This window comes from Streptomyces sp. NPDC057616 (assembly GCF_042800575.1).
Classification (GTDB): Bacteria; Actinomycetota; Actinomycetes; order Streptomycetales; family Streptomycetaceae; genus Streptomyces.
On the sequence record NZ_JBHVGU010000016.1, the window covers coordinates 1 to 24,148 of the forward strand.

Sequence of the window (24,148 nt, forward strand, 5' to 3'; positions counted from 1 at the left end):
CTCAACCTCGCCGTCGGCGGCTACTGGCCCGGCGACCCCGACACCTCCACCGCCTTCCCCCAGCAACTCGTCGTCGACTCCGTCTCCGTCACGACCGGCAGCAGCTCCGCCGGCGCACCGATCAGGGGCCTGGCCGGCAAGTGCGTGGACGTCGCCGGGGCGAACTCCGCCAACGGAACCCCCGTACAGCTCTACGACTGCAACGGCACCTCCGCCCAGCAGTGGACCGTGGGCTCCGACGGCACGATCCGCGCGCTCGGCAAGTGCCTGGACGTGACCGGCAACGGCACCGCCGACGGCTCCACCGTCCAGCTCTGGGACTGCACCGGTGGCCCCAACCAGAAGTGGGCCGTCAGCGGGGCGAACGACATCGTCAATCCGCAGGCCGACAAGTGCCTCGACGTGACGGGCAACAACTCGGCCAACGGCACCCGGCTGCAGATCTGGACCTGCTCGGGCGGCGCCAACCAGAAGTGGACGATCGGCTGAGTCTGCGATGCCGGCAAGAGGGCTGTCGCCTGGCCTGCCCCTGCGTACGACAGCGGGGCCGGCCGGTGACGGCCCGGCCCGTCAGGGCTGCACGTTCTCCAGATCGTCGAGCAGGCCGGTGTGCGTCGGCCGCCAGCCGAGGGCCTCGCGGGTGTGGGCGCTGGACGCCGGCTGGTCCATGGCGAAGATCGGGCCGAACGGGCCGAAGTTCTCCTGCGGAACCTCCTCGACCGGCAGGCCCAGTCGCCGTCCGATGACGGTGGCGATGTCCCGCACCGCGTCGCCCTCGTCGGCGACGGCGTGCCAGGACGTCCCGGCCGGTGCCGACTCCAGCACCAGACGGAACAGGACCGCCGCGTCCAGCGCGTGCACCGCCGGCCAGCGCTGGGTGCCGTCGCCGGGGTAGCCGGACACCCCGGTGCGGCGTGCCGCGTCGACGAGCAGGCCGGCGAATCCGCCACGGCCCTCGTTGTGCACCGTGCGCGGCATGCGGACGGCCATGCTGCGCAGGCCGCGTGAGGCGAGATCCAGCAGGGCCGTGATCGAGCGGCCCCGGCCACCCACCGGTCCGTCCGTCGGCAGCGGATCGGCCTCGGTGGAAGCGCGGCCCGGCACCCAGGGCGTACCCGAGACCGTGACGATCGGACGGTCGCTGCCGATGAGTTCCTGCCCCAGCGCGGCGAGCGCGGCGCTCTCCTCGTCGATCGCCCGCGCGAGCGCGTCCGGACTGCTGTAGTCGCGCCCGAAGGCCAGGCTGATCACGCCGTCGGCCTGCGCCGCGCCCGACCGCAGGACGTCGAGGTCCGCGAGATCTCCGCGCAGGACCTTGGCGCCGGCGTCCTCGAGGGCCTGCGCCGAGCGGTCCGAGCGGGCCAGCGCGAGGACGGTGTGGCCGTTGCCGAGCAGTTCGGCGACGACGGCGGAGCCGATGGTGCCCGTACCGCCGGTGATGAAGACGTGCATGAGCTCTCCCCTGAAGGTGATGGGACCTTTGTCCCATCACCGACCCTACACCGTGATGGGACAAAGGTCCCATCGCCTATCCTGGTCCCATGGCTAGATGGCAACCAGGGGCGTCCCAGCGACTCGTCGTCGCGGCCGTCGACCTGTTCACCGAGCAGGGGTACGACGCCACGACGGTGGCGCAGATCGCCGAGCGCGCCGGCGTCACCAAGAGCACGTTCTTCCGGCACTTCTCCGACAAGCGCGAGCTCCTGGTCGCGGGCCAGGAGACGCTCAGCAGGCTGCTCGCGGAGGGCATCGCCGAGGCGCCCGCGAGCGCCGGCCCCCTCCAGGCGGTGGCCGCCGGCCTCGAGCGCGCATCGGGCGCCATGGGCCCGACGAACCGCGAACTCGGCCCCCGCCTCAAGGCCGCCGTGGCGGCCAGCACCGAACTGCAGGAGCGCGACGCCCTCAAGAGCGTCGGTCTCGCCGCCGCCATGACGGACGCGCTGATCGCCCGCGGAGTCCCCGACGCGACCGCGCATCTCGCGGGCGAACTGGGAGTCCTCGCGTTCAAGCGGGGCTACGCCAAGTGGTCCGGGAGCGATCGTGTCGACGGGGAAGGGCTCGCGCCGTACGCACTCGCCGCCTTGGAGGACCTGCGGGCGGCGACCGCGTCGCTGGGCTGACCGGGAGTCCGCCGCGATGCTCGCCGTAGTGCTCGCCGTAATTGAGGTGCGCGAACGCCCAGTCGTTGGCACCCTGCCCCGGTGAATCGCGAACAGATCTCCCGCATCGCTCATACCGAGCACCCCATCAAGTCCCCGCTCGGCGACGACTCGGTCCGCCGCCTCCTGGAACGCGGTCTGCCGACCGGCGAGGAGCGGGTGCTCGACCTCGGCTGCGGCGGAGGCGAATGGCTCCTCCGCGCCCTGGCCGGACGGCCAGGTGTGCGGGCCGAGGGCGTCGACATCTCCGAGGACGCGCTGGCCCAGGCCGCCGCCGCGGCGGACGACCGCGGCGTGCGGGACCGGCTCGTCCTGCACTGCACGAAGGCCGAGGAGTTCGTGTCCGAGGAGCCGTTCGACGTGGTCCTCAGCTTCGGGGCCGCGCACGCCTTCGGCGGCCTGCTGCCCACCCTCGCGGCGGCCAGGGCCCATCTGGCCCCGGGCGGTCGTGTCCTCGTCGGCGACGGGTTCTGGGCGCGTACGCCGTCCCAGGAGGCCGTGGAGATGCTCGGGGACTTCGCCGACCTGGCGACCACCGTGGAACGTGTCGAGGCGGACGGCTGGACCCCCGTCGACGGGCACGTCAGCACGCGACAGGAACTCGACGACTACGAGTGGTCGTGCTGGGGTTCCTTGTCCGCATGGGCCCTGGACCACCCCGACCATCCGGACAGCGCGCAGGCACGCGAGACCGCCGCGCTCCGGCGCACCGAATGGCTGCGGGTGTACCGGGACACGTGGGGCTTCCTCTCGCTGGTCCTGCGCCGCACGCCCGACACGGCCTGACCCTCAGCCCGCGACGAGTCCCACGACCAGGTTGATGGCGGTCGCGAGAATGCCGGTGCCGAACACGTAGGACAGCAGGCAGTGGCGCAGCACGATCCCGCGGATCACCGAGCTGGAGACGTTGGTGTCGGACACCTGGTACGTCATGCCGAGGTTGTAGCTGAAGTAGAAGAAGTCCCGGTACGCGGGCGGCTCGTCGGAGTTGAAGTCGATGCCGCCCGAGGCCTCGTAGTACACGTAGGCGTAGCGGGCGGCGTACATCAGGTGCAGGGCCGCCCAGGCCAGCGCCACGCCGAAGACCGCGAGTGCGGCGCCGACATGCTCTGTGTCGGACGGTCCGACCAGGAGCAGCAGCACGATGGCCAGCAGACCGCACGACGCCACGGCCACGACGACCAGCTCCTCGACGAGGGGCCGGAAATCCTCACGCCGGGCGTTCCGCCTCGTGTCGGCGGCGTCCATCGGCCACAGCACGGTCCATCCCGCGGCGACGAAGGCGAGTTGGGTCACGGCGATCCCGGCCAGTGCTCCGCGCGCGGCGCCCGCCGCGAATCCCACGATCGCACCGGCCACCGCACCCAGCACTACGGCGCCGGACAGTCGGGGCATGGCATCCACGGGCAACCTGGTCTTCATGGAGCAGCACAGTAGTTGCGCGGGCGACGACCCATGCGGCGGCGCGTGGTGATGTGCCGAACCGGACCTGATCTTGTCACCACCGGGTCACAGCCGGACGACCTGGGAACCCTTGGGCCTGCGCCGTCCTCTCCCTCGACGAGTGCCGGCACGGAGCCGGCCCAGTGCAATCCGATATCGGGGGCGTCATGCAGTACGGAAAAGGCATTCGCAGAGCCGCGATGGCAGTGGCCGCAGTCTCGGCGGCGGTGGCGGTGAGCGCGTGCCAGCCTGGGGGCGACACGGCGGACGCGGGTTCCTCGCCGTCCGGGGCGTCTACGTCGGCCGGCGCGGGGCCGTCGTCCGCGGCGCCCTCTGCCACGGCCTCGAAGCCGTCCGGTGCGAAGACGTCGACGGCACCGTCCGCGAGCGCGTCCCCGGTCTCCCGTCCTTCCGGGGCATCGGTCACGACATGCGCACCGAAGGCCCTCAGCGTGACGGCGTACCAGGCCGCCGTGCGTCCTTCCGGCACCGGAACCGGCGCGGCGATCGTCGAGTTCACCAACACCTCGGCTCAGTCATGTGTCCTCAAGGGCTACCCGACCGTCGCTGGGGCGGCCAACGGCTCCCCGCAGCACAACTCTCCGCTGACGGTGACCCGCACGGGCTCGTCGTCGTCGGTACGCGTGGCGCCCGGCGGCAAGGCCTGGGTGAAGCTGACCTTCGTACAGGTCCAGGGTGAGGGCGACGGCTACTGCAAGTCCGGCGCTCAGCCCGTCGTGTACCCCACCATGGTGATCGGCCTGCCCGGCTCCGGCCAGCATCAAGTCGCCCTGAACGACGGCCAGTTCGCCGAGTGCGACAACACGGCGACCGTCACCGCGGTAACGGCGGTCAAGCCTTCGTAGGACGCACCACATCCACCGGCCCAGCGGAGTCAGGCGTCCGCTGGGCCGGTGCCGTCTGCAGGGTTTCGGCCAGGTACCTGAGAAGATTTCTCAGACATTCCGTACCATCGCTCAGACACGACTGTGCGAGAGTAACTGCCAAGGCCCATAGGGCACCTGGCAGAAGAGCACACACATTCGACTTCGCATACGCCACGGGCCCGCCGCCCAACGGCCGTAGCACCCAGGAAGGGTGTGAGCACCATGTCCGAAACCCCGACCACGACCACCGAGTTGACCTCGCAGTACAGCAACCAGGTGGCTGACGACCTTGAGCGCAATCTCAAGGAGCAGGACCGCCTCGCCGGTGAAATCGACGCGCTGCAGGCGCAGTTGGCCGCGCTGCGGCACGACAACACCGTGCTGGTGAGCATTCAGCAGGCGCTCGGAGTCTCCGCTCCCCCGGCGGCCGAACCCGTCGCGACCGTGCCCGCTCCTCGCAAGAGGCAGAAGCCCGCCGCCAAGCCTGCCGCCAAGGGCGCGGCGAAGCGGAAGCCGGCCGAGAAGGCCGCCGCGCCGGCCGGGAAGCGGACCGCGAAGAAGGCCGCGACCAAGACGCCCGCCGCCAAGAAGCCGGCCACCGCCGCGTCCACCCCGTCCACGTCCTCCACCGCGCCCACGCTCGTCGACCTCGTACGCGAGCACCTGGCGAACCAGAAGGAACCTCGCTCGGCAGCCGAGGTCGCCACCGAACTGGGCCGGCAGCACCCCGATCGCACCGTCAAGACCACCGTCGTGCGCACCACGCTCGAAGGGCTCGTGGCCAAGGCGCAGGCCCAGCGCTCCAAGCAGGGCACGTCGGTCTTCTACACCGCGCCGGAGTCCGCCGGATCCGCCCCCCAGGGTGAGTCGGCCGCCGAGCCCTCCGCCTGAACCCAGGGAGGATCGGTGCCCGCGCCCGTGGCGCCGGCATGAGTCAGCGTGCCGGGCGCCACATGGTGGTGACGACGTGGCCCGTGGCGATGGTGATCGTGTCGCGCGGGGCGAAGCCGACGCTCTGATAGCGATCGATGTTCGCCGGGTTGGACGATTCCAGGTAGGCGGGCGCACCGAGTGCGTCGACGCGGGCGAGGCACTCGGCCAGCAGGCCCATGCCCAGCCCCTTGCCGCGGTGGTCGTCGTGGACACCGAGCAGGGAGAGGTAGAAGCAGGGCTCGTCGGGGTGGGCGGCGTCCAACTGGTCGTAGATCTCCAGGATGGACTTGGCCACGTCGGGGCCCGCCGCCGTGGTCAGCAGGGCCCCGAGGCCGTCCTCCTCCTGCGGGGTCAGTTCGGTGCCGCCCGGCGGGATCCATACGGCTGCCGCTTCCACCCCTGGCGTCACGAGGGTCCAGGGGTAGCGCAGCGCGGAGGTGACGCACTGGCGCCACATGGCTGCCGCCTGCACGGCGCGCCGCTGTTCGTCGGGAAAGGCCGGACCCCACAGCGGGTCGCGGAAGAAGGCGGTCGTCAAGGTGTCGACGATGGCATCGACGTCCGCCGGGGTGGCGGACCGGGCGGGGAAGGCTCGCTGGGTACGCATCACCCTCCCACGATATCCGTCCCCACCCGGCTTTTACGCGACGGATTTCGTCGTCTTACCGCCTCGGCCTTCAGGCGACAGGCGGTGCCACCGTCGCCGTTCTCCCGCTCCTCCTTGAGAGCTTCGCCGACCGCGGCGTCAGCGTCGTCATGCGGTGAACACGAGGAAACAGGCCGAGCGGAGAACGGCATCCGCCCGCAGGCGTTCCCAGCTCCTCACTGAGCTCGCGAGCAGCCGCCCCCTCATAGGACTCGCCGACTCCTGCGGCGCCCCCGACCCCGAGTTCGTAGTGCCCTGGGAAACGGGACAGCTGCTCCGCGCGTCGATGGACCAGGAAGCGGTCCTGCCCATCACGGCACACCACTACGGCAACTCGGTGCAGCCGGCGCTCCCGAACGGCCTCCCACCGACTCACCACCCCCAGCACACGGTCCTGAGCGTCAACGCGTTCCACGAGTTCATCCACGACGCACACCATCGCAGAACCCACTGACACCCGCCCGCGGTCCAGGACCGTCACCCGTCGCCCGCCGCCCGCCGGGCCAGGAGGTTCGTGACCAGTGTGAGCGGCGACCAGGCCATGCGCCCGGGGCGTGCGACGGCGTAGGCCCGCAGTGTCACCTGTGGATCGGTGAGCGGAAGCAGGTGGACGCCGGGGATCGTCGGGATGCCGACAGGCAGCAGTCCCACGCCGAGCCCGGTGGTGATCATGCCTTGCACCAGGTCGAGACTGTCGACCTGGTGGGTGATGCGCGGGGTGAAGCCCGCCATGGAGGCCAGCGTGCGGATGACTGTTTCGTCGGCGGTGTTACGGGAGTTGACGATCCAGTCCTGTGCGCGGAAGCGGGCGAAGACGTCCACGGTGTCCCCCGCCTCGGACACCGCCGACCCGGCCTTGCCGCCGGCGTCGGCATCCGCAGGGACGCCCAGGCCCCACGCCGCGGTCCACAGAGCCGTGCTGTGCAGTGCGGGGTCGGGTTCGACCGGAGCCAAGTTGTAGTCGTAGGTCAGCGCGAGATCGGTCTCGTCCGCGGCCAGCAGTTCCAGGGCCTCGGCAGGCTCGTGTTCGCGCACGAGGACATGCAGCCGGGGGTGGCTGGCGGTCAGCTCGGTGATGAGGGGCAGCAGGTGGGCGCGGATCGCGGTGGAGTAACCGGCCACGCGCAACGTCCCGCTGGGCTCGGTGTCGGGGGCGAGGTCCAGGCGTGCTGTCTCTACGGCGGCGAGGATCACCGTGGCGTGTTCGGCCAGGCGGCGGCCGGCCGGGGTGAGCCTCACCCGCCGCCCGTCCGGTTCGATCAGTGCGGTCCCCATCTCCCGTGCCAGGACGGTGAGTTGCTGCGAGACCGTCGAGGTGGTGGTGTCCACCGCTTCGGCCACCGCGCGCATCGATCCGAGCCGGGACAGTTCCACCAGCAGCCGCAGACGCCGTGTCTCCATCGCCCCATTCTTCAGGTCACTCTCCAGGATCGGCGAACGGTGCGGATGCCACCGGCCCCGGCCGGGGCGAACGATGCACTCGGCCCTCGCCCGGCACCCTGCACACGCGGCAGCCTCACGCAGGCCCAGACCCAGGCCCCGTCCCCGCACCCCCCGCACTCGTCAGAATCGCGCCAGCCACCACGTCGAAGAGATGATCGGCGCGCGGTGCGAGCGAGGGCTGGTCGCCGAGCCACGCGAGCATCGCCACCAGCGCGAACAGTTCCGTGCCGTCAAGATCGCCCCGCGCTCCCCCGGTGGCCTGCGCGCGGGCGAGCAGACGCGCACCGGCCGTCCGCAAGGTGACGCACGAGGCATGGAGCGCGGACTCCGCATCCTCGATGGCGGCCGCCATCAGCACCGTCACGCCTCGGTACTCGGTGGTCCACGCGACGCATTCCCGCAGCCACGTGACGAGTGCGTCCTCGGGAGAGGCGGACTGCTCCAACTCCTCGGCCCGCGCCGTCAGTTCGTCGAAGCTCGTGCGGAGCAGGGCGTCGAGCAGCGCCTCGCGCGTCGGGAAGTGCCGTAGCAGCGTCGCGAGCCCGACATCGGCCCGGCGGGCGATGTCGCGCAGGGACACCTCCACGCCCTGCTCACCGATGGCGGCGCCCGCCACGTCGAGCAGGTGGTCGCGGTTCTTCCTGGCGTCGGCCCGCATCGGTCTCCCTTGACTATCCGGATCAGTGGTCCATATATTCGGATCAGTGGTTCACTTATGTGGAGCACTGATCCGAATAAGACTATCCCGCGGGCGCGGGCAGGAGAAAACGATGGCGACCCAGACGATGGGGGCGGTCCGCCTCCATGAGCACGGCGGCCCCGAAGTGCTGCAGTACGACGTGGTGCCGATCCCCGAGCCGGGGCCGGGCGAGGTGCTCGTGCGCGTGCGCGCGGTCGGCATCAATCCCCCGGACTGGTACCTGCGCGGCGGGATGACCACGATGCCCGGAGAGACGGAACCGACGGTCAGCCTGCCCGTGATCCCGGGGACGGACGTGTCGGGCGTCGTCGAGGCCGTCGCCGCGGACGTGGACAGCCTCTCCGTGGGTGACGAGGTATTCGGTCTTCTGCGGTTTCCCGGCTTCCGTGGCAGCGCCTACGCCGAGTACGTGGCCGCGCCCGCGGCGGACCTCGCGCGCAAGCCCGCCGGCATCGATCATGTCCATGCCGCCGGGGCGCCGATGGCCGGGCTGACGGCGTGGCAGTTCCTGATCGACGTAGGGCACGACCACCCCTCGCCCTTCCAGGAGAAGCCGCACCGCCCGGTGCCGCTCGGCACCGGCACGACGGTGCTCGTCAACGGCGCCGCGGGCGGCGTGGGGCACTTCGCGGTCCAGCTGGCGAAGTGGCAGGGCGCGCGCGTCGTCGCGGTGGCGTCCGGCGCGCACGCCTCCTTCCTGCGCGAGCTCGGCGCCGACCGGTTCATCGACTACACCGAGCACCGCGCCGAGGAACTCGTGCACGCCGCCGACCTCGTTGTCGACACCGTCGGTGGCGCCGAAAGCCGGCGCTTCCTGCGGACACTCAGGCGCGGTGGCGCCCAATTCCCCGTGATGCCGGGGGTGTTCGACGAGGACGAGATCGCGAAGCTGGGTGTCAGCGTCTCGAGCGCCCAGGTGCGCTCCAGCGGTGCGCAACTCGCCTCGCTGGGGCGTCTGCTCGATGCCGGCACCGTGCGCGTCCAGATCGACAGCACGTTCCCTCTCGCGGATGCCCGCGCGGCGCACGAACGCGCCGCGCGCGGACACGTCCAGGGCAAGATCGTGCTTACGGTCGGCTAGGGGGCGGACAGGTGCTCGACGACCTGGCCGTCGGCTGGGGCAGCCGCTCCGCGGCAGAACTTCTCCCGTGGGCCCGTCAGTCCTTGTGATCGGGGGCGATACGGTCGACGAGCCGGAGGAGTGCGGACCAGGCGAGGTCGTAGGCCCGGTCGTCCTGGAGGTCGGATTCGTGGTCCTCGCCTGCCAGTTGGCGGGCGGTGAGTTCGCGGACCTCGGGGGTGGGGAGGACGAGCCTTGCGCCTCCGGCCATGGCGGTGGTCTGGATCTCGCAGGCCTTGTCCAGGTAGTACATGCGCAGGAACGCCTGGGCCGGGCTCTCGCCGACGGTCAGCAGGCCGTGGTTGCGCAGGATCATCGCGGGGTGGCCGGCGAGGTCGGCGACCAGCCGCCGTTGCTCGGCGAGGTTGAGCGCGACGCCTTCGTAGGAGTGGTAGCCGAGCCTGCCGTAGAACTCCATGGAGATCTGGTTGAGCGGGAGCAGGCCCTCCTCCTGGGCGGCGACCGCGCACCCCGCCCTGGTGTGGGTGTGCAGGACGCATTGGGCGTCGGGTCGTGCGGCGTGGATCGCGCTGTGGATGACGAAGCCGGCCGGGTTGACGGGATATCGGGTCTCCTCGACGGGGTGGCCGGACAGGTCGATCTTCACCAGGTTCGAGGCGGTGATCTCGTCGAAGAGCAGACCGTAGGGGTTGATCAAGAAGTGGTGTTCCGGGCCGGGGAGCCGTACCGAGATGTGCGTGAAGATCAGGTCGGTCATCCGGAAGTGGGCCACCAGGCGGTAGACGGCGGCGAGTTCGCGGCGCAGACGGAGTTCTTCCGTCGGAGCGGTGGGCATCGAGGGCCTTTCCATGGCGTACGGCACGTGCGGGTGCGATGTGGTGGGTGTCAGGCCGGGCTGAGCTCCGGGCCCTTGGCGGCCGTCGCCGGGACCGGGGCCGGCTCGCCCGCCAGACGGCGGCGCCAGGTCTCCAGGACCCGCTCGTCGGTCGGACGGGTCACCAGGCTCACGGCGACGTAGGCGACCAGGCCGGCGAGGAGGCCGTAGTAGATCGGCTCGTTGGCGAGCAGGCCGTCGGTCACCATGAAGGTGATCACCGTCGTGCCGCCCGCGATCATCGCGGTGAGCGCGCCCGGCAGGTTGCCGCGCCGCCAGACCAGGCCGCCGAGGATCGGGACCAGCAGGCCGCCGACGAGCAGGTTGTAGGCGACGGTGAGCGCCTCGATGACGTCGCTGAGGACACAGGCGATCACCATGGCGGCACCGCCCAGGACGACGATGGCGAGCCGGTTGGAGCCGACCTCGTCGTGGTCCCCCGTCGGCGTACGTCGGCGCAGCCGGGCCCAGATGTCGTTGTTGGCCACGGTCGCCGAGGCGATCAGGGCGCCGCTGGCGGTGGACATCATCGCGGACAGGGCGGCGGCGAGGACCAGCCCGCGCACGCCGGTCGGCAGGACGTTCTTGACGATGGTGGCGAACGCCTGGTCGGCCTCGGCCAGGTTCGGGTAGAGGGTCTTGGTCGCCATACCGATGAACGCGCCGGCCAGGGCGTAGACCAGGCAGTAGGCGCCGGCGCCGGTCCCGCCCCAGGACGCGATCCGGTCGTTGCGGGCGGTGAAGACGCGCTGCCAGATGTCCTGCCCGATCAGCATGCCGAAGGTGTAGATCAGCACGAAGGTGACGATGGTCTGCCCGCCGATGGAGGTGAGGGAGAAGTAGCCGCCCGGCAGCCGGTCGGCCATGGCGCCGAAGCCGCCCGCCTTCACCACCGCGATCGGCAGCAGCAGCACGAGCACGCCCAGGCTCTTCACGACGAACTGCACCATGTCGGTGAGCGTGATGGACCACATGCCGCCGAGCGCCGAGTAGCCGACGACGATCGTGCCGCCGATGAGCACCGCGCCCCAGCGCGGTACGTCGAACAGGACGTCGAAGACGCTGGCGTACGCGATCGTCGAGGTCACGGCCAGCATGAGGGTGTAGATCCACATGACGACGCCTGAGATCACGCTCGCAGCGTCGCCGTAGCGCAGCGACAGCATCTCGGCGACCGTGTAGACGCGCAGCCGGGAGATGCGGGCCGAGAAGAAGACGCTCAGCGCCAGCAGCCCCAGGCCGATGGCGCCGACCATGGCGGCACCGGAGACGCCGTACGTGTAGCCGAGGCGCACGCCGCCGATGGTGGAGGCACCGCCGAGGACGACGGCGGCCATGGTGCCGGTGTACATGAGCGGACCGAGCCGGCGCCCGGCGACCAGGAAGTCGCTCTTGGAGGCGGCTCGGCGTCTGCCCCACCAACCGACACCGATGATGCCGAGCAGGTAGGCGGCCATGACGAGATGGTCGACGGTCACGGGGACCTCCGTGGGAGGGAGCGGGAGGGGGGTGACATGACCGTAGCCACGGGATGTAATCGGACTGAAGTGCTGCTTCTGCCCAATCTGGAGACCCGCGTTGGATGAATCCGCCAACGGCGACCTGCCGACCGTGCCCCTCGGCGTACTCCTCGCCGCCCCGGCCCTCGGTCTCACCCAGGTCGCCGGACCGCCGGCCGCGGACCGGATGGTCGGCACGGTGGGGACGACGGAGATCGAGGACCCGACGCCGTACCTCGTCGGCGGCGAACTCCTGCTCACGGCAGGTGTACGACTCCCCGGCACCGCGGACGGCATCGACACCTACGTACGACGGGTGGTCGCCGCCGGAGTGGCCGCGCTCGGCTTCGGCGTGGCCCCCGTGCACGCGGACGTACCGCCGGACCTCGCCCAAGCCTGCGACCGGCACGGCCTGCCGTTGCTGCGCCTCCCGCCCGCCACGCCCTTCGTCGCCGTCGGGCAGGCGGTCTACGCGGCGATCGCCGAGGCCCGCAACCGCGAGTTGCGGGAGATCTCCCGGGCCCAGTCGGCGCTGGCCTCGGCCGCTGCCCGCCCGGACGCCCTCCGGTCCGTCCTCGGCCAGCTCGCCGCCCACACCGGGGCATGGTCGGTCCTGTACGACGCCCAGGGCACCGAACTCCTCTCGGCGGGCCGGCGCCCGGCCTCCCCCCAGCTGCTGCGCGATCTCGCCGTACGCGCCCTGCGGCGGGACGGCGGTCCCACAGCGGCCGCGGCCCACGACCCCGACGAGGGCATCCACCTGACGGTCCACACCCTGCCCGCAGGCACCGGCCGCACGACCACCGCGACGCTGGCCCTCGGCCAGGCCGCCACCACACCCCCGACCGCCGTGCACCATCAGGTGACCGGCACCGCGACGGTTCTGCTGGCCCTGCTCACCGGTCCACGGCACGCCCTGAGCACCGACACCCACAGCGTCGGCGCGCTGGTCCAGCTCATGCTCGGAGCCACGCCCGCGGAGGTCGCACCCGCTCTGACATCCGACGAGGGGCCGGCGGACGGTCACTGGACGGTGATCCACGGGCACTACTCCGACGGAACGCCCCCGGCTGCCGAACCGGCTCAACTGGCCACCCTGGCCAGCCTGTTGGGCACCCCGTACGTGCACATCGACGGCTCTGCACTCAAGGCCCTGGTTCCCTGTGCCGCCGATGCCCGTCCCGCGGTGCCTGACCGGGCGGCTGCGCTCGGCTGGATCCTCGGCTACAGCGCACCCGTCCCGGCGGGCGATCTGCCGCTCGCGGACACGCAGGCGCAACGCGCCCTGCAACGCGCCCTCGCCGCCGGCGCACCCGCCGTCGTCCACACCACCGACCCGCTCACCCTCCACGCGCTCGTCGCCCCGACCGACGCCCGTGCACTCGCCCACACCCGCTTCGCCCCACTGGACCGGGCCGGTCCGCCGGGCGCTCAGGTACTCCTCGACACCCTGCGGACCTGGCTCACCCTCCACGGCAGCTGGGACCGCACCGCGGCGCTCCTGGGCATCCACCGCAACACCGTGCGTCACCGCCTGGCCCGGGTGGGCGAGTTGCTCAACGTCGACCTCCAGGACCCCGGAACCCGGATGGAACTGTGGTTCGCGCTGCAATGGCTGCCCGGGGAGGCGCCGAACGAGCGCTCCTGATGCGAGGGTTCTGTGCGGCAAGGCATTTCCCGGTCACGGGACCGCCGTGAAACCGGGAGGGTATCTCCCCTGCGCTCACCGCCCTGGAGATGATCCACTGACGGCATGACCCAAGAGCCACTGAGTGTCCCCGTGCCTTCCCCCTCGGCCGGCCCGCTCGTCGAGGACCTGTGCGCCGCGCTGCCGCAGGGCAGTGTCGTGCTGGACGCAGACGTCATCGCCGGTCTCAGTCACGACGAGGCCGAGTGGGCCCCGGTCGGCCGGGCGGCCGCCGTGGTCCGGGCGCAGAGCACCGAGGACGTCCGTCGCACTGTCGACATCTGCCTCCGCCACGGCACCCCGGTCGTCGCCCGAGGCGCCGGCACCGGGCTGTCGGGCGGCGCGAACGCGGTGGTCGGCTGCGTGGTGGTGACCCTCGACCGGATGGCGTCGATCCTGGAGATCAACCCGCTCGAAGGACTGGCCGTCGTACAGCCCGGCGTCGTCAACGACGACCTCCGCGCGGCGGTCGCCGAGCACGGCCTGTGGTACCCACCGGACCCGGCGAGCTCGCCCTGGTCGACCATCGGCGGCAACGTGGCCACCAACGCCGGCGGCCTGTGCTGCGTGAAGTACGGCGTCACACGCGACTACGTCCTCGCGCTAGAGGTGGTCACCGGTACCGCCGAGGTGGTCCGCCTCGGCCGCCGTACCGCCAAGGGCGTGGCGGGCTACGACCTGGCCGGACTCGTCGTCGGCTCGGAGGGAACGCTCGGCATCGTCACCGAGGTGACCGTCCGGCTCCGCCCGCTGCCCGCACCGGCGATCACCGTGGCCGGGTACTTCTCCGACGTGGTCACCGCGGGCGAGGCCGTCCGGGCCGTCGCGGCGGCGGGCATCACGCCGTCGGCGCTCGAACTGGTCGACCGGCACTGCCTGCGGGCGGTCGACGCCTGGAAGAACATGGGCCTCTCCGTCGAGGCCGACGTCGTACTGCTGGCCCGGGTCGACGAGCCGGGCGAGAGGGGCGAGGGTCTGGCCGACCAGATCGTGGGCTGCTTCCGCGGTGCCGGCGCGACCTGGGCCGAGCGGTCGACCGACCCCGAGGAGGCCGAAGCGCTGTTCGCCGCACGGCGGTTGGCCTATCCGGCGCTGGAGCGGCTCGGCCCGGTGCTCACGGAGGACGTGTGCGTCCCGCGCCGGCATGTCCCCGCGATGCTCGGCCGTATCGAGGAGATCGGCCGCCGCCATGACGTCACCATCGCCAACATCGCGCACGCCGGCGACGGCAATCTGCACCCGCTGCTCATCACCGACCACGGGGACGAGGCGGCCCGCGCCCGGGCGCAGCTCGCCTTCGAGGAGATCCTCGACGCCGCGCTCGCCTTCGGCGGGACGGTCACCGGCGAGCACGGCGTCGGCATCCTCAAGGCCGACGGCCTCCGGCGCGAGCTGTCGCCCGCGGTCCTCGCCATGCACCGCGCCGTGAAGAGCGCGCTCGACCCGCACGGCATCCTCAATCCCGGCAAGGCGTTCCCGGACGCAGAGTGACCGCGATGGTGTCCGTGACCGCGGACGACACCGCAGACGCGGTGAGCGAGCGCGGCTCGTCGGCTCGATCAGTGACCTGAGGCCGCAGGACTGGCGCTGGGGTCGGGTACGCGTTGCGGCGCGGGGGCGGCGTGCTCGGTGTCCGGGCGGCCGCCCGTGCGGGTCGCGCCGACGCCGGCCGCCACGACGAAGGCGATACCGAGGGCGGACAACAGGCCGGGCGTCTGGCCGAGCACGACCAGTCCGATCAGCAGGGCGATGGCCGGTTCGAGACTCATCAGTGTGCCGAAGGCGGAGCTCGTCAGGCGGCGCAGGGCGAGGAATTCGAGAGCGAAGGGCACCAGGGGGCTCAGCACGGCCAGCCCCAGCATGGTCGCGGCGGCCGGCCAGGTGAGGCGGGTCGCGAGGGTGGGTGTGGCCACGAGCATCGTCAGCAGGCCCGCGACCGGCATGGAGACGGCCAGCCCCTTCAGGCCGGTGACGCGGTCGCCGACGCGCTGGGTGAGCAGGATGTAGGCGGCCCAGCAGGTCGCGGCGGCCAGGGCGTAGCCGACGCCGATCAGATCGAGGCTGCCGCGCCAGGGCTCGGTCAGCAGGGTGACTCCTACGGCCGCCGCGGCAGCCCATGTCTTGCGGTCCGCGCCGGGCCCGTAGAGGGACACGGCCAGCGGGCCGAGGAACTCCAGGGCGCTCGCGGTGCCCATGGGCAGCCGGGCGATGGCGAGCATGAAGAAGAGCATCATCCCGGCGGTCGCGACGCCCAGGACGGCACAGGCCAGCAGGTCGGCGCGGGCGAAGTCGCGGCGGCGGGGCCGTACGAGAATCAGCAGAAGCAGCCCGGCCCAGCCGAGGCGCAGCCCCGCCGCGCCCGCCGCGGTGAGCTGGCCGAACAGCGGAACGGTCAGGGCGGAGCCGAGCTGGACGGCGGACATGCTGGCCAGCGCCATGAGGAACCCGGCCTCGGCGCCGCCCGGGCGCGGGGTGCGGAACGACTTCTGCGGACTCATGGCCCCCAGTAGAGGGGCACGGCATTGTTCGTGTCCACGTGCCGATCATGAACGTACCGTTCGGGAAAGCTGGACAATCGGTCCATGGGCCTGCCGTCCCTGACGCTGCAGAGACGGGCTGAGGCGTTCCGCCGCCGTGGCGGGGTACCGCATAGACTCGCGGTCCGGATCGACGTACGCGGGGGGGGTGTCGGCCGTGCCGACCGGAGACAGAGGGAGAACCGCCCTTTGGGCGAAGGTTCTGGCGGGCATCGTGCTGCTCGTTCTTCTCCCGCTGGTGGTCTGGTTCATGGTCTCCCTTCCCCGCGGGCACGGCATCCCTTGGTGACGGATGCCGCTGGGTGACCTCGCCCGTCCCCCTCCCTCCGTCCCTCCCCTTCCGGGCGGCGCCGCGTACCGCTACCGGCGCGGGTCCGCCGGTGGCGCCTGGGTGGTGCACGTCAGGGGGACGCCCGTGGGCACCAGGCGTTCGACCGAGCCCGGATTGCCGTGCACGGTGGCCAGTTGGGACTTGTTCAGGAAGCCGATGAACAGCTGCGTCCCGGACGGCATCGCCGACGGGGTGAAGACGAACGTGACCTTCCCGTTCTCGCCCCGCACGCCCTTCATGACCTTCCCGACGCCGGGCCCCACACCGCTGGGGTCGAGCGTTCCGGGGTCATGGGGCCCCTTGCAGAACTCGCCCTCCTTGATGAGCACGGGGAAGCCCGCCCTGCGCAGGGCGGCCTCCAGGCCCGCGTGGTCGGTGAAGTACCGCTGCTTGTCGAAGGTCGCGTGCACCGTGCCGTCCTTCTTGGTGTCCACGGTGTACGCGGCGGTGCGGATGTGCACGGCGCCCGCCCCCGTGCTGTCGGCCACCCCGGTGCCATCTCCCGCCGCGGGCGGGGCCGTTGACGGGTTGCCGTACGTGGGCACGCCGAGCGCGAGGCCCGCGGCCGCCGCGACTCCCGCCGTCATGCCCACGATGCGGCGGCGCCGCCGGCGCGCCCGGCCCGCGGCCTCGATCCGCTCGACCGGGGTGTCCATGGTGATGCCGTCCAGCGAGTCCCTCAGCGCATCCAGTACGTCCGTGTCGTGTTCCCTCATTGCCCAACCTCCGGCGTGTCCGCGGTGACGAGGTGGCCGCGCAGTGTCGCGACCGCCCGCGACAGATGGGCGGTGACGGTTCCGGGTGCGATCCCGAGCGCCTTCGCCGTGGCCAAGGTGTCGAGGTCGAGGAAGACCCGGTACGCGATCACTTCCCGCTGCCGCTGCGGCAGTTGACGCAGCACGGCGAGCAGCGCGGGGTCCAGGCCGGGGTCGCCGGGCCTGCCGGCCGGGACGTCGGGGACGCCGTCCAGCGTCACTTCCCGGCGCCGCCGACGCCACCACGAGACCCGGGTGTTGAGCGCCGTACGCACGATCCATGCGCGCGGCGCCGGATGGCGGCTGACCTTCGGCCACGCCGTCCAGGCCCGGGTGAACGCCTCGGCGACCAGGTCCTCGGCCAGCTGCCGGTCACCCACGCTCGCCAGGACAGCCCGCAGGCATGCGTCCCGGCTGGCTCGGTAGAAGTCCTTGAACTCCAGCTGCTTCACACCCCCTCTACGCCGCAGCTGTCCGATCCGCTTACCTGAGGGGCTCTCCGTGAGCGGTTCGCCGGGTTCCAGGGTGCGGTGCGCCCGGGCGCGGGTCGAGCACGCCGCGGCATCCGGCCCGCGGCGGCCCGCGGTTCAGTCGGCGGCCAGCAGGTGGGCCGGTGCGATCTGGGACAGCCTTCTGATGGGCACCGTCAGGGCGGCGCCGACGAGGACCGTGCCCGCCAGTGTGGCCAGCAGCGCGGCGCCGGTGACGGCGAGCAGGTGTCCGTGCAGGACGCCCTGTCCGAGCACGACCACCGCCGCCAGTCCGGCCGCGGCACCCGCCAGACCGCCGAGCAGCGCCAGTCCGATCCCCTCGTAGACGGTCAGCAGGGCGAGTTCGCGGTTGGTCCAGCCGGTGGCCCGCAGCACCGCGAGATCGGCCGCGCGTTCACGCTGCGAGAGCACCAGGACGTCGACGGCGCCCGCGGCGCCGAGTGCCAGGGACAGGGCGACGCTGAGGTAGTCGGCCGTGCGCGCCTGTGCCACGACGGCGTTGCCGAGCAGCGATCCCGCCACCTCGCCCTGGAAGGCCAGGGTCAGGGCGAGGAGCACCGTGAAGGCGGCCACGCCGAGCGCCAGACCGGCCGCGCCGAGCACCGTACGGCCGCGCACCCGAAGGAGGTTGAGCACGGCCAGCCCCGCCACCGAACGCACCGGGCGGGCCCGGCGGGCCGCCGTGACCGGGGGCCGGACGGCCTGCATGGGGCCCAGCCGCGTCGCGATCCAGGCCGGGACCAGGCCCGCGACCGTGGCCAGCAACAGCGCCACCGGCAGCACCAGGAGCGACCGGACACCTGCGTCCGGCTGGCCCAGCAGCCGACCGAGGCCGTACGCGAGCGTCGCCCCCACCGCTCCGGCCGCGAGACCGATCACGGCGAGCTCGCCCAGCACCAGCCGGAGCACCTCCGCACCGCTCCAGCCCACGCAGCGCAGCGTGCCGATCTCGGTGCGGCGGGAGCGCACCGAGGCCAGCGCCGCCTGGCCGAGGAACAGCGCGCACACCACCAGGACCAGCGTGAAGAGGATGGCGCTCTTGGTGTCGACCGCCTTGAGGATCCGCAGCGCCACGCCCTTGTCCACCCAGCGCTCCGTCACCCGCGCCGTCGCGCTGAGCGCGACGGTCCGAGGAGTGGGCGAACTCCCCACCGTCACATCGACCTGGAGCCTGGGATACGCCGAACGGATCGCGCCGGCCACGGCGTTGACCCGCGCGCGGGAGGCGGCGTCGACACCCGTCACTCCCGCCACCCGCAGCCTGATCGCACTGACCGGTGCCGCGTCCTGCAGGCCGGGGGTCCGGCGGCTCTTGATGAGCGCGGTGACGGAGTCCATCGTGGTGAGCATGGTGGGCGGTGGGGTGAGGTAGCCGCCCAGATTGCGGTCGGGCCGCAGCGCCTTCCCGTCGAGTGCCGCGCGGGTGGCCTTGTCCGCGCCCGTGACCTGCGGCGGCTGATAGGTCTCCAACGGCGCCTCGGACAGCGGCGAGAAGCCGGGCAGCTTGCCGGTGTCGTAGCGGCCGACGACGTGGATGAGCGGGTTCGGCAGGCGCCCGTAGTCCTCCTTCTCGCACACGCCCAACCCGTTGCAGAAGGTGGAGGGGTGGCTGATCACCTTGCGGTACTGCGGGCCCGTGTTCTCCTCGGGTACGTCCGCCACGGGCTGCCGGTTCAGGTTGGTCACCCACAGGCCGGGCTTCTGCGGCGCCTGCGGCTGTACGGCGAGGTCGCCGTCGGAGGTCCGGCGGTAGGAAACCGGGCCGACCGTCCAGTAGTTGGTGGCGTCGACGCCATAGGTGGGCACCGCCTTGCGGTAGCCCTGGGCGAGGTCGAGACCGACGTGGCCCACGGGTGTGCCGCGCAGGTGCTTCACGAACTCGGCGGCGGTCGGATTGCCCAGCCGGGAAGGCAGCGTGGCCGGATCCCCCGTGTCGAGTCGCTCGACGTTGGCGCTGATCTTCCCTGCGGTCAGCGGGCGGTTGCTGAGCACCACCGGGACGAACGTCTCCCGCTGCCCGTCGGGGTTCTTCTCGGGCGGCACCGTGTGCGGCCGGTCCTGTTCGGTGAGCATGCGGCCCGAGGTGACGGTGCGGTCCAGGCCCACCAGCCGGTCCTCGGCCTTCGGGTCGATCGCGGACAGCAGGACCGGGTACGCGACCGGGATGTCGATGGTGGCCTTGCCCTGTCCCGACTGGCAGTTCAGCCGCGAGTGCAGGTCGGGGTCGAACGCAGACCGGTCGCTGAGGTCCTCGGCGATGATGCTCTCCATCATCGGCAGTTCCAGGTTCCACTTGGTCTTCTGCGTCTTGTCGCCGTTGAAGTAGAAGCACACGTTGTACTTCCCGTTCATCAGGTACTGCCGCGTGCTCCGGTCGACGGCGCCCTTCTCCAGCGTGTCGGACTCGAACACGCCATGCTGCTTCCCCGAGGTGAGCCGGCTGCGGGTGAGGTAGACGTACTGGTCCGCGGCCCGATAAGTGCTCAAGCCCGCGCTGAGCTTCGGGACGATCCGCAGGATCTGCCGCGACGCCGTGCCGTCGAGGAACCGCGACACGTCGACGGAGACCGTGTTGTAGACCATCAGATAGCCGATGTTGGCGACCGGCGCCGCCACCCCGACGCCGCTCATCCGGCGGATGCGCCGGTACTGCTCCATGGTGATGCCGCCGAACGTGCCGGACAGGAAGTTCGGCGCGACCAGACCGCTCTGCCGCTCCACGTCCGTCTGCGCGTCGGGCGGCCGCACCAGGACATCATAGGCGGACCGGGCGTTCTTCCGTACGGTGCCCACGGTCGTCGCCTGGCTCGTCTGCACCGTCGAGGTCAGCAGGGTGAAGCTGGTCGCCGCCACCAGGATGCCGGCCGCCAGCGCCATGGCGCGCCCGCGTCGGCGCCGCAGCTGCCCGATGATCATCGCTATCACGGGCGCAGGCCCCCCAGCCGGTCCAGGACGTCACCGGACGCGGTGATCCGCCGGTCCGAGGTGATCCTGCCGTCCTGCAGGCGCACCACCCGGTCGCCGTTCGCGGCGACCTCCGGGTCGTGGGTGGCGACGAGCATCGTCATGCCGTAGCGCTCACGCAGTGACATCAGCAGATCCATGATCTCGCGGCCGATGACGCTGTCGAGATTGCCGGTCGGCTCGTCCGCCAGCAGCAGCCCCGGCCGGTTGATCAACGCGCGTGCCACGGCGACGCGTTGCTGCTGGCCGCCCGACAGCTCCGACGGCAGGGCGTCGGCCCGCCCGCCCAGGCCGACCGCCTCCAGCAGCTCCATGCCGCGCTCGCGCCGGTCGAAGTCGACCCTGCGGGGAAGGACGGGCGCCAGTACGTTGTCCAGCACGGTGAGCGCGGGCAGCAGATGGAAGCGCTGGAAGACGAACCCGATGCGCCGCCGGTGGGCGTCCAGGTCCCGGGGCAGCAGCTTCTTCCCGTCGATCTCGACGCCGCCTTCGTCGGGCCGGTCCATCCCGCCGGTCACGTGCAGCACGGTCGACTTCCCGGCCCCGGACGGCCCGGTCAGCATCACCGCCTCCCCCGCGGCGACCTCCAGGTCGACCTCGTCCAGGGCGATCAGCCCCGGGTAGCGCCGGCTCACCCCTCGCAACGCCACGCTCACAGCCATCGAAACAGCCCCCACTCCCCTACATTGCCGCAATGCAACGGTACATTGTCACAATGCAGGAGGGAGGTCCATGCCGCTTCAACATGCCGTGCTCGCGCTCCTCAAGCAGCGGCCGAGCCACGGTTACGAGCTCAAGGCCCAGTTCGAGGAGACCATCGGGCCACAGTGGGGAGGCCTCAACATCGGCCACCTCTACCAGATCCTGGAACGGCTCGTCCGGGACGGATACGTCACACGCTCACAAGTCACGCAGAGCGACCGCCCCGACAAGAACCTGTACACGCTGACCCCCGCCGGCGACGCCGAGATGCGCGCCTGGGCGACCACCGCGTGGGTCCGCACCGGTGGCTTCCGCGACGAGATCTTCCTGAAGCTCCTCGGCGCCGCCGCCCTGGGTACGGAAGCGCTGGCCGCGCTCATCGACACCCAGCGCCAGACGTACCTGTCGGAACTCGCGGGTCTCGCCCGGCAGCGCCGGGCGCATGCCGCCGAGCCACTGGTCGCCCTGCTGATCGACGCCGCCGTCGCGCACACCAAGGCCGACCTGGGGCTCCTCGACAGCGCCGAGCGGCACCTGAGCCCGCTTGCCGCGGCACAGGGCGTGCATGACGCACAGCAGCCGCAGCAGCCGTCGGCAACGGAGCACGGTCAGGACGACCACGGCGGAGCCGTCCGTCACGGCGACCGGGAGACGAGGCCCTGGTCGGACTCCGCCTAGGCAGCCGTCAGCACGACACCGGCTTCCCGCCTGCGCGGCCCCGCGCGCCGTCCGCGTTCCGGCCGTCCCGCGCTCCGCGCCGCGTGAACCGATGCGTGCCGGGTAGGAAAGGGTGGCTCGGGATGACAGGCCAGGTCGAGGCGCACGACGGGCCGGGTCGAGGTGACGAACTGTGAAGGGACGGCTGGGCCATGACCATGGAGCAGGCTTCCGAAGGTCCGGTGGACGCGGTCGTCGAGTACGCCGGCCGCGTACTGCTGGTGAAGGCCGGGGACGACTGGAAGCTGCCCTCGGGCGACCCGGAACTCGCCGAACCGGCGGCGGCCACCGCGGCCCGCGTGGTCTACGAGCTCACCGGTTACCTCGTCGACGGCACGACACTTCTGGCCCCCGACGGTACGGGCGCGGCGGACTCACGCCCGGCCGTGGTGTGCCAACTGCTGAGCGAGACCCCCTCGGACGACGCGCGGCTCGGCCGGGACGAGCTCCACTGGGTGCCGATCGCGGAAGCCGTCGCCGCCGGAGTCCCGCACGCCGTACGCGTGTACCTGGAGGGCCACACGCCCGCCTAGTCACCTGCACCCCCGGTCACCTGCGCCCCCGGGCCGGCCGCCCAAGTCGCCGATCAGCCGCGGATGTCGACGGCGACCTTCCCTCGGGCCGTCCCGCCCTCGACCGCCGCGTGCGCGTCCGCCACGGTGGAGAGGTCGTAGTGGTGCGGGTCCATCAGAGGCCGCAGCTTGCCCTCGTCGGCCAGGGCCGCCGCGTCGCGCAGAATCTCCCCGTGATGCTCGCGACCCTGCCCCGTGAGCAGCGGCAGGAGCGTGAACACACCTGAATACGTGGCTCCCTTGAACGACAGGGGCGCCAGGGCGTGAGTGCCCCAGCCGAGGGCGCTGACCACATGGCCGGTGTAGGTGCGGACCGCTTCGAAGGAGGCGTCGAGCACCTCGCCGCCGACGGTGTCGTAGACGACGTCGAATCCCGCGCCGCCGGTGTGTTCGGCCACGTAGTCGGCCACGGGCTGCCTGTAGTCGATGGGCACGGCCCCCAGCCGGCGGAGGACGTCCGCCTTGCCCGCCGACGCGGTCGCGAACACCTCGGCCCCACGGGCCAGCGCGATCTGCACCGCCACGCTGCCCACGCCGCCGGCACCGCCATGGATCAGCACCTTCTGCCCGCTGCGCACCTGGGCCCGGTCCACCAGCCCCTCCCAGGCCGTGATCACGGCCAGCGGGAGCACCGCGGCCTCTCGCATCGACAGCGCGGCGGGCTTGCGGGCCACCAGCCGGGCGTCGACCGCCGCGAACTCCGCCAGCGATCCCTGCAGGTCGCCCACGCCGCCCGTCAGGCCGTAGACCTCGTCGTCCACCGCGAGGCCGTCGACGCCGGGTCCCGTCTCCACCACGCGCCCCGCCAGGTCGAGGCCCAGCACCGCCGGCAGCTGCGAGCGGGCGTGTCCGGCCCGGCCCGCCCGGATCTTCGTGTCCAGCGGATTGACCCCGCTGGCGTGCACCTCCACCAGCACCTGCCCCGATCCGGGCACCGGCTGGGAGATGTCCCTCAGCTGAAGCGGCCCGCCGAACTCCTCCACCACCACCGCGCGCATCGCGCACCTCATCTCTCGATCACCAGCGTCAGTCCATCCTGCGCTGATAAAACAGACTAGTCTGTCCGATTAAGAAATGCCAACCGTGGTTTCCGGTCATCAGTCGAACGAACTAGTCTGTCCGGTATGGCGACGCGCGTACGCAAGACCAACACGGAGCAGAAGATCCTCGACACCGCAGCCGGCCTCTTCCACCGGCACGGGCTGCGCGGGGTCGGTGTCGACCAGATCATCGCGGAATCGGGAGTGGCCAAGTCGACCCTCTACGCCCACTTCCGGACCAAGGACGACCTCATCGCGGCCTACCTGCGCCGCACGGACGAATCCTGGATGCAACGCCTGCGAGCGGCCGCCGAGGCCGCGGGTCCCGAACCGGTGGAGCAGATGGCGGGCCTCTTCGACGCACTGCTGTCGTCCTTCGACCGGCACGGGTTCTTCGGCTGCCCCTTCGTCAGCGCCGCCGTCGAGGCGGAGCCGGATTCCAAGGCCCACGCCGCCGCCATCGCGCACACGCAGCGCCGGCAGGAGTGGCTGAGGGGGCTTGCCGCCGCGGCCGGTGCCGGCGAGCCCGCCGAACTGGCCGCGCACCTCGGGCTCTTGATCGACGGTGCCCTCGCCTCGGGACGCCTGCTCCAGGACCGTGCCGTCGTGGACGCCGCCAAGACGGCGGGCCGTGCGGCCGCCCTGTTCCACACGGGCGGCAAGGGCGCCTGAACCGTAGAGGAAGGA

The 24,148-nt window shown here is 71.7% G+C and carries 24 protein-coding genes and 1 pseudogene; 11 read left to right on the forward strand and 14 right to left on the reverse strand.

All coding sequences use genetic code 11. The features are described from left to right. Positions 1–489: lectin (locus ACFU97_RS20920; protein ID WP_384258525.1), on the forward strand; the 489-nt coding region annotated here is incomplete at its 5' end. 81 nt (positions 490–570) lie between these two features. Here ACFU97_RS20920 and ACFU97_RS20925 read toward each other — a convergent pair. Beyond that, a complete protein-coding gene (locus tag ACFU97_RS20925) occupies positions 571–1,452 on the reverse strand; it encodes an SDR family oxidoreductase (protein WP_384258527.1) in 882 nt (293 codons plus the stop codon). A gap of 89 nt (positions 1,453–1,541) precedes the next feature. Between ACFU97_RS20925 and ACFU97_RS20930 the strand changes: the two genes are divergently transcribed. Both ACFU97_RS20930 and ACFU97_RS20935 read left to right on the forward strand, forming a co-directional pair. After that, positions 1,542–2,120 (forward strand): TetR/AcrR family transcriptional regulator, encoded by a 579-nt coding sequence (locus ACFU97_RS20930; protein WP_384258529.1) that lies wholly within the window; start codon positions 1,542–1,544, stop codon positions 2,118–2,120. 81 nt (positions 2,121–2,201) lie between these two features. After that, positions 2,202–2,945 (forward strand): SAM-dependent methyltransferase, encoded by a 744-nt coding sequence (locus tag ACFU97_RS20935; protein ID WP_384258532.1) that lies wholly within the window; start codon positions 2,202–2,204, stop codon positions 2,943–2,945. 3 nt (positions 2,946–2,948) lie between these two features. Here ACFU97_RS20935 and ACFU97_RS20940 read toward each other — a convergent pair whose 3' ends face one another. Continuing rightward, complete coding sequence (locus tag ACFU97_RS20940) at positions 2,949–3,581, reverse strand: DUF1345 domain-containing protein (protein WP_384258534.1); 633 nt, start codon at positions 3,579–3,581, stop codon at positions 2,949–2,951. A gap of 221 nt (positions 3,582–3,802) precedes the next feature. On the opposite strand from ACFU97_RS20940, the gene ACFU97_RS20945 reads away from it, so the two are divergent. Continuing rightward, positions 3,803–4,468 (forward strand): DUF4232 domain-containing protein, encoded by a 666-nt coding sequence (locus ACFU97_RS20945; RefSeq protein WP_384258536.1) that lies wholly within the window; start codon positions 3,803–3,805, stop codon positions 4,466–4,468. A gap of 243 nt (positions 4,469–4,711) precedes the next feature. Beyond that, positions 4,712–5,380: a hypothetical protein gene (locus tag ACFU97_RS20950; RefSeq protein WP_384258539.1), complete on the forward strand. Its 669-nt coding sequence runs from the start codon at positions 4,712–4,714 to the stop codon at positions 5,378–5,380. Positions 5,381–5,423: 43 nt separating this feature from the next. Here the strand turns inward: ACFU97_RS20950 and ACFU97_RS20955 are convergent, their stop codons facing one another. The 4 genes and pseudogenes from ACFU97_RS20955 to ACFU97_RS20970 form a co-directional block, all read right to left on the reverse strand. After that, a complete protein-coding gene (locus tag ACFU97_RS20955; RefSeq protein WP_384258541.1) occupies positions 5,424–6,029 on the reverse strand; it encodes a GNAT family N-acetyltransferase in 606 nt (201 codons plus the stop codon). A 196-nt stretch (positions 6,030–6,225) separates the two neighbouring features. Further along, positions 6,226–6,507: pseudogene (locus tag ACFU97_RS20960) on the reverse strand (NUDIX domain-containing protein); the annotation flags it as partial. Positions 6,508–6,545: 38 nt separating this feature from the next. Further along, the gene (locus ACFU97_RS20965) at positions 6,546–7,469 is read right to left on the reverse strand and encodes a LysR family transcriptional regulator (RefSeq protein WP_384258543.1); all 924 of its coding nucleotides are present in this window, start codon (positions 7,467–7,469) and stop codon (positions 6,546–6,548) included. A gap of 115 nt (positions 7,470–7,584) precedes the next feature. Then, positions 7,585–8,169 (reverse strand): TetR/AcrR family transcriptional regulator, encoded by a 585-nt coding sequence (locus ACFU97_RS20970; protein WP_384258545.1) that lies wholly within the window; start codon positions 8,167–8,169, stop codon positions 7,585–7,587. Positions 8,170–8,281: 112 nt separating this feature from the next. On the opposite strand from ACFU97_RS20970, the gene ACFU97_RS20975 reads away from it, so the two are divergent. Beyond that, positions 8,282–9,292: an NADP-dependent oxidoreductase gene (locus tag ACFU97_RS20975; RefSeq protein ID WP_384258548.1), complete on the forward strand. Its 1,011-nt coding sequence runs from the start codon at positions 8,282–8,284 to the stop codon at positions 9,290–9,292. A gap of 76 nt (positions 9,293–9,368) precedes the next feature. Here ACFU97_RS20975 and ACFU97_RS20980 read toward each other — a convergent pair whose 3' ends face one another. Together ACFU97_RS20980 and ACFU97_RS20985 are read right to left on the reverse strand one after the other, a co-directional pair. Beyond that, the gene (locus tag ACFU97_RS20980; protein WP_384258550.1) at positions 9,369–10,127 is read right to left on the reverse strand and encodes a class II aldolase/adducin family protein; all 759 of its coding nucleotides are present in this window, start codon (positions 10,125–10,127) and stop codon (positions 9,369–9,371) included. 50 nt (positions 10,128–10,177) lie between these two features. Further along, positions 10,178–11,644: a sodium:solute symporter gene (locus ACFU97_RS20985; protein WP_384258552.1), complete on the reverse strand. Its 1,467-nt coding sequence runs from the start codon at positions 11,642–11,644 to the stop codon at positions 10,178–10,180. A 100-nt stretch (positions 11,645–11,744) separates the two neighbouring features. Between ACFU97_RS20985 and ACFU97_RS20990 the strand changes: the two genes are divergently transcribed. After that, positions 11,745–13,313: a PucR family transcriptional regulator gene (locus ACFU97_RS20990; RefSeq protein ID WP_384258554.1), complete on the forward strand. Its 1,569-nt coding sequence runs from the start codon at positions 11,745–11,747 to the stop codon at positions 13,311–13,313. A 105-nt stretch (positions 13,314–13,418) separates the two neighbouring features. After that, the gene (locus tag ACFU97_RS20995) at positions 13,419–14,843 is read left to right on the forward strand and encodes an FAD-binding oxidoreductase (protein WP_384258556.1); all 1,425 of its coding nucleotides are present in this window, start codon (positions 13,419–13,421) and stop codon (positions 14,841–14,843) included. Between the two features lie 68 nt (positions 14,844–14,911). On the opposite strand, the gene ACFU97_RS21000 is transcribed toward ACFU97_RS20995, so the two are convergent. From ACFU97_RS21000 to ACFU97_RS21020, 5 genes are all read right to left on the reverse strand, one after another. Then, a complete protein-coding gene (locus ACFU97_RS21000) occupies positions 14,912–15,850 on the reverse strand; it encodes a DMT family transporter (RefSeq protein ID WP_384258558.1) in 939 nt (312 codons plus the stop codon). Positions 15,851–16,249: 399 nt separating this feature from the next. Further along, positions 16,250–16,936 carry a hypothetical protein gene (locus tag ACFU97_RS21005; protein WP_384258560.1) on the reverse strand — a complete coding sequence of 229 codons (687 nt, stop codon included), beginning with the start codon at positions 16,934–16,936 and terminating at the stop codon, positions 16,250–16,252. After that, positions 16,933–17,427 (reverse strand): RNA polymerase sigma factor, encoded by a 495-nt coding sequence (locus ACFU97_RS21010; RefSeq protein WP_384258562.1) that lies wholly within the window; start codon positions 17,425–17,427, stop codon positions 16,933–16,935. Before ACFU97_RS21010 ends, ACFU97_RS21005 begins: the two co-directional genes overlap by 4 nt. Before the next feature lie 135 nt (positions 17,428–17,562). Then, positions 17,563–20,382: an FtsX-like permease family protein gene (locus ACFU97_RS21015; RefSeq protein ID WP_384258928.1), complete on the reverse strand. Its 2,820-nt coding sequence runs from the start codon at positions 20,380–20,382 to the stop codon at positions 17,563–17,565. Positions 20,383–20,387: 5 nt separating this feature from the next. Further along, positions 20,388–21,092 (reverse strand): ABC transporter ATP-binding protein, encoded by a 705-nt coding sequence (locus tag ACFU97_RS21020; RefSeq protein ID WP_384258564.1) that lies wholly within the window; start codon positions 21,090–21,092, stop codon positions 20,388–20,390. A 70-nt stretch (positions 21,093–21,162) separates the two neighbouring features. On the opposite strand from ACFU97_RS21020, the gene ACFU97_RS21025 reads away from it, so the two are divergent. Continuing rightward, complete coding sequence (locus tag ACFU97_RS21025) at positions 21,163–21,810, forward strand: PadR family transcriptional regulator (protein WP_384258567.1); 648 nt, start codon at positions 21,163–21,165, stop codon at positions 21,808–21,810. A gap of 191 nt (positions 21,811–22,001) precedes the next feature. Further along, positions 22,002–22,382, forward strand: coding sequence for an NUDIX domain-containing protein (locus ACFU97_RS21030; protein WP_384258569.1), 381 nt, complete (start codon positions 22,002–22,004; stop codon positions 22,380–22,382). A 53-nt stretch (positions 22,383–22,435) separates the two neighbouring features. Here the strand turns inward: ACFU97_RS21030 and ACFU97_RS21035 are convergent, their stop codons facing one another. Beyond that, entirely contained in the window at positions 22,436–23,431 is a 996-nt protein-coding gene (locus ACFU97_RS21035; RefSeq protein WP_384258572.1) for a zinc-dependent alcohol dehydrogenase family protein, read from the reverse strand. A 114-nt stretch (positions 23,432–23,545) separates the two neighbouring features. On the opposite strand from ACFU97_RS21035, the gene ACFU97_RS21040 reads away from it, so the two are divergent. After that, positions 23,546–24,133: a TetR/AcrR family transcriptional regulator gene (locus tag ACFU97_RS21040; protein WP_384258575.1), complete on the forward strand. Its 588-nt coding sequence runs from the start codon at positions 23,546–23,548 to the stop codon at positions 24,131–24,133. Positions 24,134–24,148 lie beyond the last annotated feature (15 nt).

Bases quoted from the DNA above. Each gene is read 5' to 3' on its own strand.
- ACFU97_RS20925 (WP_384258527.1), bottom strand. From the start codon at position 1,452: ATGCACGTCTTCATCACCGGCGGTACGGGCACCATCGGCTCCGCCGTC.
- ACFU97_RS20930 (WP_384258529.1), top strand. From the start codon at position 1,542: ATGGCTAGATGGCAACCAGGGGCGTCCCAGCGACTCGTCGTCGCGGCC.
- ACFU97_RS20940 (WP_384258534.1), bottom strand. From the start codon at position 3,581: ATGAAGACCAGGTTGCCCGTGGATGCCATGCCCCGACTGTCCGGCGCC.
- ACFU97_RS20945 (WP_384258536.1), top strand. From the start codon at position 3,803: ATGGCAGTGGCCGCAGTCTCGGCGGCGGTGGCGGTGAGCGCGTGCCAG.
- ACFU97_RS20950 (WP_384258539.1), top strand. From the start codon at position 4,712: ATGTCCGAAACCCCGACCACGACCACCGAGTTGACCTCGCAGTACAGC.
- ACFU97_RS20955 (WP_384258541.1), bottom strand. From the start codon at position 6,029: ATGCGTACCCAGCGAGCCTTCCCCGCCCGGTCCGCCACCCCGGCGGAC.
- ACFU97_RS20965 (WP_384258543.1), bottom strand. From the start codon at position 7,469: ATGGAGACACGGCGTCTGCGGCTGCTGGTGGAACTGTCCCGGCTCGGA.
- ACFU97_RS20970 (WP_384258545.1), bottom strand. From the start codon at position 8,169: ATGCGGGCCGACGCCAGGAAGAACCGCGACCACCTGCTCGACGTGGCG.
- ACFU97_RS20975 (WP_384258548.1), top strand. From the start codon at position 8,282: ATGGCGACCCAGACGATGGGGGCGGTCCGCCTCCATGAGCACGGCGGC.
- ACFU97_RS20980 (WP_384258550.1), bottom strand. From the start codon at position 10,127: ATGCCCACCGCTCCGACGGAAGAACTCCGTCTGCGCCGCGAACTCGCC.
- ACFU97_RS20995 (WP_384258556.1), top strand. From the start codon at position 13,419: ATGACCCAAGAGCCACTGAGTGTCCCCGTGCCTTCCCCCTCGGCCGGC.
- ACFU97_RS21000 (WP_384258558.1), bottom strand. From the start codon at position 15,850: ATGAGTCCGCAGAAGTCGTTCCGCACCCCGCGCCCGGGCGGCGCCGAG.
- ACFU97_RS21005 (WP_384258560.1), bottom strand. From the start codon at position 16,936: ATGAGGGAACACGACACGGACGTACTGGATGCGCTGAGGGACTCGCTG.
- ACFU97_RS21015 (WP_384258928.1), bottom strand. From the start codon at position 20,382: ATGATCATCGGGCAGCTGCGGCGCCGACGCGGGCGCGCCATGGCGCTG.
- ACFU97_RS21020 (WP_384258564.1), bottom strand. From the start codon at position 21,092: ATGGCTGTGAGCGTGGCGTTGCGAGGGGTGAGCCGGCGCTACCCGGGG.
- ACFU97_RS21025 (WP_384258567.1), top strand. From the start codon at position 21,163: ATGCCGCTTCAACATGCCGTGCTCGCGCTCCTCAAGCAGCGGCCGAGC.
- ACFU97_RS21030 (WP_384258569.1), top strand. From the start codon at position 22,002: ATGACCATGGAGCAGGCTTCCGAAGGTCCGGTGGACGCGGTCGTCGAG.
- ACFU97_RS21035 (WP_384258572.1), bottom strand. From the start codon at position 23,431: ATGAGGTGCGCGATGCGCGCGGTGGTGGTGGAGGAGTTCGGCGGGCCG.
- ACFU97_RS21040 (WP_384258575.1), top strand. From the start codon at position 23,546: ATGGCGACGCGCGTACGCAAGACCAACACGGAGCAGAAGATCCTCGAC.